General features: G+C 40.9%; 10 protein-coding genes and 1 pseudogene. 3 read left to right on the forward strand and 8 right to left on the reverse strand.

Annotation, left to right across the window (positions count from 1 at the left end; all coding sequences use genetic code 11):
- The 5 genes and pseudogenes from BACCELL_RS24585 to BACCELL_RS24605 form a co-directional block, all read right to left on the reverse strand.
- A pseudogene (locus BACCELL_RS24585) lies at positions 1 to 1,301 on the reverse strand (MATE family efflux transporter); the annotation flags it as partial.
- Positions 1,302 to 1,523: 222 nt separating this feature from the next.
- Positions 1,524 to 1,799, reverse strand: a complete 276-nt coding sequence (locus BACCELL_RS24590; RefSeq protein WP_007214874.1) for a putative quinol monooxygenase — start codon at positions 1,797 to 1,799, stop codon at positions 1,524 to 1,526.
- Between the two features lie 56 nt (positions 1,800 to 1,855).
- A complete protein-coding gene (locus tag BACCELL_RS24595) occupies positions 1,856 to 2,221 on the reverse strand; it encodes a VOC family protein (protein WP_007214875.1) in 366 nt (121 codons plus the stop codon).
- Positions 2,222 to 2,315: 94 nt separating this feature from the next.
- Positions 2,316 to 3,119, reverse strand: coding sequence for an AraC family transcriptional regulator (locus tag BACCELL_RS24600; RefSeq protein WP_007214876.1), 804 nt, complete (start codon positions 3,117 to 3,119; stop codon positions 2,316 to 2,318).
- An 83-nt stretch (positions 3,120 to 3,202) separates the two neighbouring features.
- Positions 3,203 to 3,907 carry a TIGR02757 family protein gene (locus BACCELL_RS24605; RefSeq protein WP_007214877.1) on the reverse strand — a complete coding sequence of 235 codons (705 nt, stop codon included), beginning with the start codon at positions 3,905 to 3,907 and terminating at the stop codon, positions 3,203 to 3,205.
- Positions 3,908 to 4,017: 110 nt separating this feature from the next.
- Here BACCELL_RS24605 and BACCELL_RS24610 point away from each other — a divergent pair, with 110 nt between their 5' ends.
- Complete coding sequence (locus tag BACCELL_RS24610) at positions 4,018 to 4,878, forward strand: AraC family transcriptional regulator (RefSeq protein WP_044154368.1); 861 nt, start codon at positions 4,018 to 4,020, stop codon at positions 4,876 to 4,878.
- 46 nt (positions 4,879 to 4,924) lie between these two features.
- On the opposite strand, the gene BACCELL_RS24615 is transcribed toward BACCELL_RS24610, so the two are convergent.
- On the reverse strand, positions 4,925 to 5,392 hold the full coding sequence (locus BACCELL_RS24615) for a GNAT family N-acetyltransferase (protein WP_007214880.1): 468 nt from the start codon (positions 5,390 to 5,392) through the stop codon (positions 4,925 to 4,927).
- 130 nt (positions 5,393 to 5,522) lie between these two features.
- Here BACCELL_RS24615 and BACCELL_RS24620 point away from each other — a divergent pair, with 130 nt between their 5' ends.
- Complete coding sequence (locus tag BACCELL_RS24620; protein WP_007214881.1) at positions 5,523 to 5,945, forward strand: DUF2867 domain-containing protein; 423 nt, start codon at positions 5,523 to 5,525, stop codon at positions 5,943 to 5,945.
- Here BACCELL_RS24620 and BACCELL_RS24625 read toward each other — a convergent pair.
- Entirely contained in the window at positions 5,938 to 6,792 is an 855-nt protein-coding gene (locus tag BACCELL_RS24625) for a DUF6845 domain-containing protein (protein WP_007214882.1), read from the reverse strand. The two genes, BACCELL_RS24620 and BACCELL_RS24625, sit on opposite strands and share 8 nt — an antisense overlap.
- A gap of 158 nt (positions 6,793 to 6,950) precedes the next feature.
- On the opposite strand from BACCELL_RS24625, the gene BACCELL_RS24630 reads away from it, so the two are divergent.
- Positions 6,951 to 7,838: a DMT family transporter gene (locus BACCELL_RS24630; protein WP_007217330.1), complete on the forward strand. Its 888-nt coding sequence runs from the start codon at positions 6,951 to 6,953 to the stop codon at positions 7,836 to 7,838.
- A 3-nt stretch (positions 7,839 to 7,841) separates the two neighbouring features.
- On the opposite strand, the gene BACCELL_RS24635 is transcribed toward BACCELL_RS24630, so the two are convergent.
- The coding region (locus tag BACCELL_RS24635) for an N-acetylmuramoyl-L-alanine amidase family protein (RefSeq protein WP_007214885.1) at positions 7,842 to 8,557 on the reverse strand (716 nt) is incomplete at its 5' end.

The following is an 8,557-nucleotide window of genomic DNA, read 5'->3' on the forward strand; positions in this document are numbered from 1 at the left end:
CTTTTCAGATACAGATAGGAAAGCAACAGCAACATACCCCCGTAAATATATTCACTTGTCCACGCTATAGCGACATCCACTTGCAGGTACATAACCATAACAACCACATAAACAACATAAATGGAAATGGTTATCAACATGATTTTCATAGACCGGCTTGTATTTCCTGTGTCGGAAACAGCATTAAACAGCACCAGTCCGGGAGCTGAAAGGAGATATCCTAATAACATGATGTACATAGTAGGTAATGCTGCCTGTACCAACTCCTGACTATTGGTATATATCTGCAATAATACGGTAGGGAACAAAGCGGACAGCAATAGGAACGGTATACCTATCATATAAGTTAATCGTATGGCACGTTTACAGGCAAGCCAGATTTCACTCTTCTCTTTTCCACTCCCTAATAGATTACTTACCATAGAACTGGTAGTATCGGAAAAAGCAAAAATAGCCATAAAGAAGCAAGTATTGATACTCCTCATGATATTGGCTATCGCCAAAGGACGCTCTCCCAAATGTTCGATAGCAATGAAAAACAAGAACCATTGTGAAGGAAACAATATGGACTGAAGCATGGTCCAACATGAGATATTCCAAATGCGTTTAAATTCGGACAGTTTGAAACTAAACTGTTGGAATAAAGCATATTTTTTCTTATCCACTTTCAGCCAGGTGTATGCCACATAAAACAGTAACGATACCAACTCTGCCAGCGAAGAACCTATTGCCGCACCTGCAATACCCAAAGCCGGGAAACCGAATTTTCCAAATATCAAAATATAATTGAAAACAATATTACTGAGCACCATTACTATAGAGTTAAGCGTAAGAGTGCGCGTCTCAGTGATACCAATGTAGAAAGCCCGGAACAGAATTGCAATAAAGGAAAAGAAAAGCCCGTACCTCCTCCACTCCAAATAAGAAGAAGCAGCGGCATAAACCTGATCGGAAGATATCAGACGGCTGAGAATATGTGTTGTAATAGAGTCACACAAGAAAAACATGACGGCTGCCAATGCCAGCAAGAAAAAGGCACCTTGCATGAATATTCCACCTATTTCGCCATACTTCCGCTCGCCATTTTTACGCGCAATCAGAATTTGGACACCGATGCTGAATCCAAAACCGAGCATATAAATAGCCATATACAACACTCCCGCCAACGCGGATGCTCCCTACTCCACTTCACCTACGTGACCTAAAAAAGCTGTATCCGTAACATTTATCATGTGCTCCATCAGTAAACTGATAAGAATAGGATACGCTATTAGCCAAATTTGCTTATAACTGAAATTCATAGATAAAGTCGATTACCACCAATTATGCTCTGTCATTCAGGTGAATAATATGACAAGACAAAAAGGTGTGCCAAAATAGGAAAAGTGAACATAAATTACGCGAATCACGCAAATAAGTAGTTCATTAATCATTGATTTTCAACAACATGAATCTTATATTATTTGTACAATTTGCGTAATTTGTGTTCTAAACTTCATTTTGACATACCTTCTCTACTTATGTCAGAAGTCAAACTTCTCCAACTTCATGGAAGCCAGTCCCTGTATTTTGGGAACCAATGTAACAAAATGCTCCGCTTTCTCATGAACAGACAGCGATTCCACATCTTCCCAGGTTTCGCAAATCATCAGGACATCATTACGGGTAGCGCTTTCGAAAACATCATAGGCAATACAACCTTTATCTTTCAAAGAAGATGCTACCAACTCTTTTGCAGCTTCCAACACCGCAGCACGGTTACTTTCACTTACTTGAATAAAAACATTCAGTCTAATCATATTTGTACAATTTAAAAGTGTGCTGCAAATGTAAACAGAAAAATCAGAAATGCTGATTATTTATCTGCATAAATACCGACGCGATTTCCCTCCGTATCAACAAAGACAGCGAAATATCCCCTACCTTCTGCCTCAATCTTTGTTCTGGGAATAACGACTTTCCCGCCTTTTTTCAAAATTGTTTCAAGAGTAGGCTCAATCTCATCTACATTGAAATGAATGAGCACCCCTTTTTCAGAAGGAAGGAAATCAGAAGCATAAGAAACTGCTCCGACAAATTCATCCCCTTCAGTGAAAAATGCCATCTTCTCTTCCTCACATTCGCAAGTCGGAAGTTTCATATTCAACACGGTTTCATAAAAATCGATTGCCCGGTGGAAATCAGCAGCTGGAATTTCAAAAAATGCAATTAGTTTTTTCATTTTGTTTTCTTTTTATGGTTATTACTATGCCTTTGCAAAGACAATGCAAAAATAGGGCAAGCCTGTAACCCTCAATAGAAGAAAACAGACATCTTTAAAGAGTGGAAAAATAATCGGAGACAGGGGCACAGACAGATAGGTATTCGGCAGGGGTATAGCCGGAGAAGAGTTTAAACTCCTTGATCATGTGAGATTGGTCGGAAAAGCCACACTCATAAGCTACCTGGGCAAAAGGTAACGCCGGATCTTGTTGCAAAGTATAAAGAGCACGCTGCATGCGCACAATACGAAGGAATTCTTTAGGAGTAGTACCGATATAATCAGCAAATATACGGCCAAACTGCTTGGAACTGAGGCACGCTACATCAGAAAGCTCTAATGTGCTGACCTGTGGATGGAGGTTTATTTCACTCAAAACCGTAGAAAGTCTTTTCAGATTGTATTCGGAACAGGAAACCAAACGATGGAAGAAAAAGTCTTCAATCAAGTGGATACATTGGTCATTATCCGGAGTATCCACGATTCTCCGGGATAAATCAGAGAGTTCCGTATCTTCCACTTCATCCGTAGAGATATTCTGTCCGAAGAAAAGATGCAGCGGGATTCGCAGGAAAGTCTTTGCCGCATAGGGCTGGAAAACCACTGTTATCATTTCAATCATTCCCGTCGACATAACGTCGGAAAAGCCGAAAGACTGACCGCAAATAAAAGATTGTGGTTGTAATTGTGAATTTTGCAATGATACTAATTGCCTACCCTTATGAAATACCAATTGCATACAGCCAACAGGCAATGTCCGTTCCGACACAGGAGTAAAAGCATCATCCCGTAATATCCAATAATAACGGATATAAGGAGCCAATGCAGGAGCAGGTTTTACGATACGAAAAGTTTGCATACGACAAATATATGATATATCTCATGAATTGCCGCAAAAGTAGACAAAAGGAATGGGGAGAAATAGTAAAAAAGGGACATTCCCTACTTATTATTCACCCCATAGCCAAACAAAGCAAAATCACCGTAACAGGGATCATCCGGAAAGACTTCCGCTAATGCGGCAGTTATCCTTTGTGCATTTTTCAAGGAAAAAGTTTCCGTCTCGGTAAGTTCCAACAATCGGGCTACGCGACAGACATGCGTATCCAAAGGAATGATTAAATCCCTGCAATCAAAACTTTCCCAAATTCCAAAGTCAACTTCCGGTCCTTTACGTATCATCCAGCGGAGAAACATATTCAGCTTCTTCTGAGGACTGCGGGAAGATACTTCCAGAAAAGCACAGAGTTTCTCTATTGGTAGTCCGGAATACACTTGGAGCGCCTCTTCCAAACTTTCAAAACGGGAATAAGCAGCATACAAGCGTTCAAAGTAAGAATAAAAATCGGCATGCGAAAGCATGCGGTAGAAGCTACGTTTTTCCTCAGCAGGAAAATCCTTCTCCCAACGACGGGAAAGTACATATTGATAAGGAGACGTCCCCATACAATCGTGTAATTCATCAGCCTTCTTCAGAATCTGCTTACGATTGCCAAAACTCATAATAGCAGTCAGCAGACCGCTAATTTCTATATCCTGTTTCTGTCGGTAACGGTGCGGGAATTGTACCGGATCATTTTGAATAAAATCCGCACAATGATAGGTCTTTGCCCACTCCTGTAGTTTCTTTTTTATATCTTTGGTCATTTCTTTAAAATCATGGGGGGGTACAAAGATATTGAATTTATAGCAACTTTGGACAAGTCCCCTATTCTATTTACCCTTATTTTTGCATCGTGAAATTCAAAGAAGAACTTATGGAACATAGCAAGAAGACCACGCGTGAAGAGTATCAGAAATGTGTAAATGCAGTAGTAGATTACATCAACCTCCATCTTGGAGAAGAGATTGATCTGAAATCGTTGGCCAAGATTTCTCATTTCTCTCCATTCTACTTCCATCGCATCATGAAAGCATTTCTGGGCGAGCCAATCGGGACGTTCATAGTCCGGACACGAACAGAATCTGCCGCCCGCCTGTTGCGTTACTCGGATTTGCCTATTGCAGATATCGCTTATCGCATCGGCTATTCCTCACCATCGTCACTGTCGAAAGTATTCAAGCAGTTCTATGGAATTTCACCTAATGAGTATCGTAACAATAAAAACTTTGTAATTATGAAACCAGCAATTATCAGACCCGATTTAGAGTTAAAGAAAGAAATAAGAGAAGTGCCTCTCAGAAATGTAATTTATATCCGCCTGTTCGGAGACTATAAAATGAATGATTACGGAGGCACATGGATGCGTTTGTTCCAATTCATCAAAGAAGAAAAACTGCCGATGGGTGACATGGCCCCTTATTGCATGTACCACGATGATCCCAAAGTGACGCCTGCTGACAAGTTGCGTACCGATGTTTGCATGGTGATGCCTGTAACCGTAACTCCCAAAGGGGATATCGGCTTCAAGCAATTGCCTGCCGGACGTTATGCAGTGTTTACCTACAAAGGATCTTATGAGTATCTGCAAAGTGTATACGACACGATTTACGGAAAGTTCATTCCCGAAATGGAATGTACGATGAGAGACGAGTCGAGTGCCGAGCGTTATCTGAATGATCCGTGCAATACGAAACCGGAGGATTTGTTGACAGAAATCTTCATTCCGGTAGAATAATCATCTTATATATTGCGGGCAAATAGTCTTTGTCCGCAATATATAACTATTCCCTTATCTCTCTTTTCATCGGCACATACTTCAGTCCATTCGTAATCTGTGGTTCCTTTACCTGCTCAAATCCCAGACTTTTGTAGAAAGGCACTGCATATGTAGAGGAATTTACAGTCATTTCCGGCACAGAAGTCTCTTCGATAAAAGCATCGAATAATCTTCTGCCTATACCTTTCCGGTGATATTCCTCCCGTATGAAAAACAGGGAAATATGTTTCCCTTCATTTTTGACCGCCATCACACCCACAAGTCTTGCCTCATCAAATGCACCGTAAATGACCAAGCTATTTATCATCGCCTCATCATTGACGAAGCTTTTGAAAGTTTCCAATCCTTGTTCATCAAAATCCTCTTCACCCGTCTGAAGATATATTTCCAAAGAAAGAGATGCGGCCTCTTTATATTCAGATAAGTCTAATCTTCGAACGCTTATCCCTGGGGTTAAACTCAAAGTATTCATAATAGTTAAGTTACTGTTCGCAACAAAGATATCAAATTTCTGGAAATGATGATTAAGACATTCCCATTATTCCATCCGGAAACACTATCTTTGTACAGGACATTTAACTAACCCAACTTTATTCAAAGATATGGAAAGACTTATCGACAAATATCTTCCGGCAGATTATCATGATACATTCATTGTGAAAGCCCAAAAGCCTGCAGAACAGATAATTCCCAAAGAACTAATCAAAAAAATATTCAATCACTCCCCGGCGTGGCTCAATTTTTTAATGAAGGTCAGGAATATTCTGGTAAAACCTTTGGGGCTTGAAACCGGAAAAGTGTTGAAAACAGAAGATTGCATAATAGAAGATACGGAAAATGAGGCTATCATGAGGAAAGATGATAAGCACTTATTGTTTTATGTCTCCATTGCCAAGATAGGAAACGACCTGATAGATATAACAACCGTGGTTCAATATCACAATGCATTAGGAAAGGCTTATTTCTTCTTTATTAAGCCTTTCCATAAAATGATTGTGCCACGTGTAGCGAAAGAACTTATATAATACCCAATCCATAGCTACTGATTTCCTCAAAGTCTTCATCAGCATATGAGTTCTTCTGACGGGCATCTTGTACTATTTTCAGAAATCCTTCTGTTTTAGACAGGAAATCCTTGAATTTCTCTGATTCTTCCTCGTGTCCTTTTACTACCGGTAGTTTCTCTGCCGCATCCAGTTGAAGTCGCAGTTCCATAATCTTTAAATCCAGGCGGGATTTATCTTCAACATGCTTACGGGCATACAAATTGATGATGCTCTGCATAGTCGTACTCATGCTTTTCATTGCAATGATCTGCTCTTTCACAGGATTTTCTGCCAGAAGAACCCGCTGGGCATTTGAAGCAATCGGACTCAATATATCAAATATATTCTGCTTACATTCAGACATTACCACACTCAATTCATAGTTATCATTCAGCAAATCGACCATTCCCTCGGTCTTTTTTTCTTTCAGAAGAGACAAGTATTTATTGAAATTAGCATAGAATTGATTTCTCGACTGAAAAAGCTCCGCATAATTCTGTATCAGGTTCTGCCTGACATCTGCACCGAAGCATTCACCCGGTAGCATCACCTCCGCAGAATCTTTTTTCGAAATGACGGGAGACATGATATATGAAAACATGGGTACTTCCGTTTTTTGTTCCATATAACCCAATACCGCATTTACATCCCTCTCCTTTACCACATTTTTCAACAGAGCCAATGAGGTGTCGTAGTATTTCATCACCTGCCCTGCATCTGCTATTTCTTCAGGAGTATAAGTCACCGTTTCTTTCTTGCTACCTACACATGAGGCAAGCATCAGGACGCTTACCCATACACTTAAGACTAATAAATTCTTTCCCATAAGATTTTTATTTTAAAGTGAACACCAACCAGATTTAACCGGCATTGTGCTAATAACAATATAAAAGCGATTTTGCTCTCAATTATAGTTTTTTTCACCTTTGCAATTTGTACTTTTGCACCGGATTTCAAATTCGATCTATAATTTCAATCAGAACTATGGACAACATAAAAGGTTATATATACGCAGCAGCTTCTTCTTCAACATTTGGATTGGCACCTTTTTTCACCATATCCCTGCTATCCTCAGGTTTTTCTTCTTTCGAAGTATTAGCCTATCGGTGGGGAGTCGCATCATTTACACTAATCATATTCGGCATCTTTTTAGGTGAAACATTCTGTATCAACCGGAAGGATTTCGGAACAGTGTTCATATTGAGTCTTTTCCGTGCCGCAACCTCATTGAGCCTGGTCATCGCATACCAGCACATAGCCAGCGGAGTAGCATCAACCATCCACTTCATGTATCCATTGGCTGTTGCCCTCGCCATGATGTTCTTCTTCCGGGAAAAAAAGTCATTCTCAATTCTATTTGCTGTAGTGATTTCGCTGATAGGAGCAGCATTGCTATCATCGGGAGAGATTGACTTTAAAGGAGGCAATACAACCATAGGATTGACCGCTGCTATATGCTCCGTTTTCTTTTACGGCGGATACATTATCGGAGTACGCAAAAGCCGTGCTGTAAACATTCCATCTACAGCACTGACTGCCTATGTTATGGGGCTGGGAGCCTTATTCTTTATTATAGGAGGATGTCTGACGAGCGGTATCCGCCTGACCACAGACGGATATGCATGGCTGAATATTCTCGGATTGGCACTGCCCGCAACAGCCATTTCAAATATAACTTTGGTAAAGGCTATTAAACACATCGGACCCACTCTAACCTCCATCTTCGGAGCCTTGGAACCACTTACTGCCGTAGCCATCGGATGCTGGGTATTCAAAGAAAATTTCACGGTGCACAGTGCTTTAGGCATTCTACTGATACTGTCAGCAGTGACGGTAGTGGTGTGGCATGAAAAGAAAACAGAAAGAAAATAAGGATTATTTGCTCTTCTTATAATCAGTAATGAAACCTTCCATCATCCACTTCGCTAACGCCTGACGATTGGAACTCATAACAAACCGGCGCTGGTCGAAAGTATTCTGAATATTACCCAACTCTACAAACACTCCAGCAGGACTGGAATTGGCCAGCACATACAAATTGCGTGGGCTGACAGTTCCCGAAAAGCCACGGTTAGGTTGGTGGCGGTCGTATTTAGATTCGAAAGTATTCTTCATTGTAGTTGCCAACCGTTTACCATTCACACTTTTGGGAGCATGATAGAAGAATACATCCGTCTGGTGACTTTTACTACGGCTATCTACATGCAAGAAGATGGAACGGCAATACGTATAACTCTTGCGGTCTTTCTGATAGAGCGCATTTATTTTCTCACAACGCTGGCGAAGGCGGGCAACCTGGTTCAGAGGAATAGGAGCACCCATACAAGTTTCGCGTTTACTGTTATTAAGGTATTGATCGTCACGGATACCGTCTTTGGCATCCTGAATAATAATATAAACTTTAGCGCCTTCCTCCATCAGATTCCGGGCAAGACGGAGAGCGACATCATAGGCATATTCATCCTCATGCAGTTCCACGCTTCCTATCCTGCCAATAGCACCGGGATCAGGGCCACCATGCCCACTCACCACGTAGAAACACGCACCTTTGAGGCGGTTTCCCGTCACTTTAACTTCAGCAAGACTTTTTC

The sequence above is a fragment of the Bacteroides cellulosilyticus DSM 14838 genome (assembly GCF_000158035.1).
GTDB lineage: Bacteria > Bacteroidota > Bacteroidia > Bacteroidales > Bacteroidaceae > Bacteroides > Bacteroides cellulosilyticus.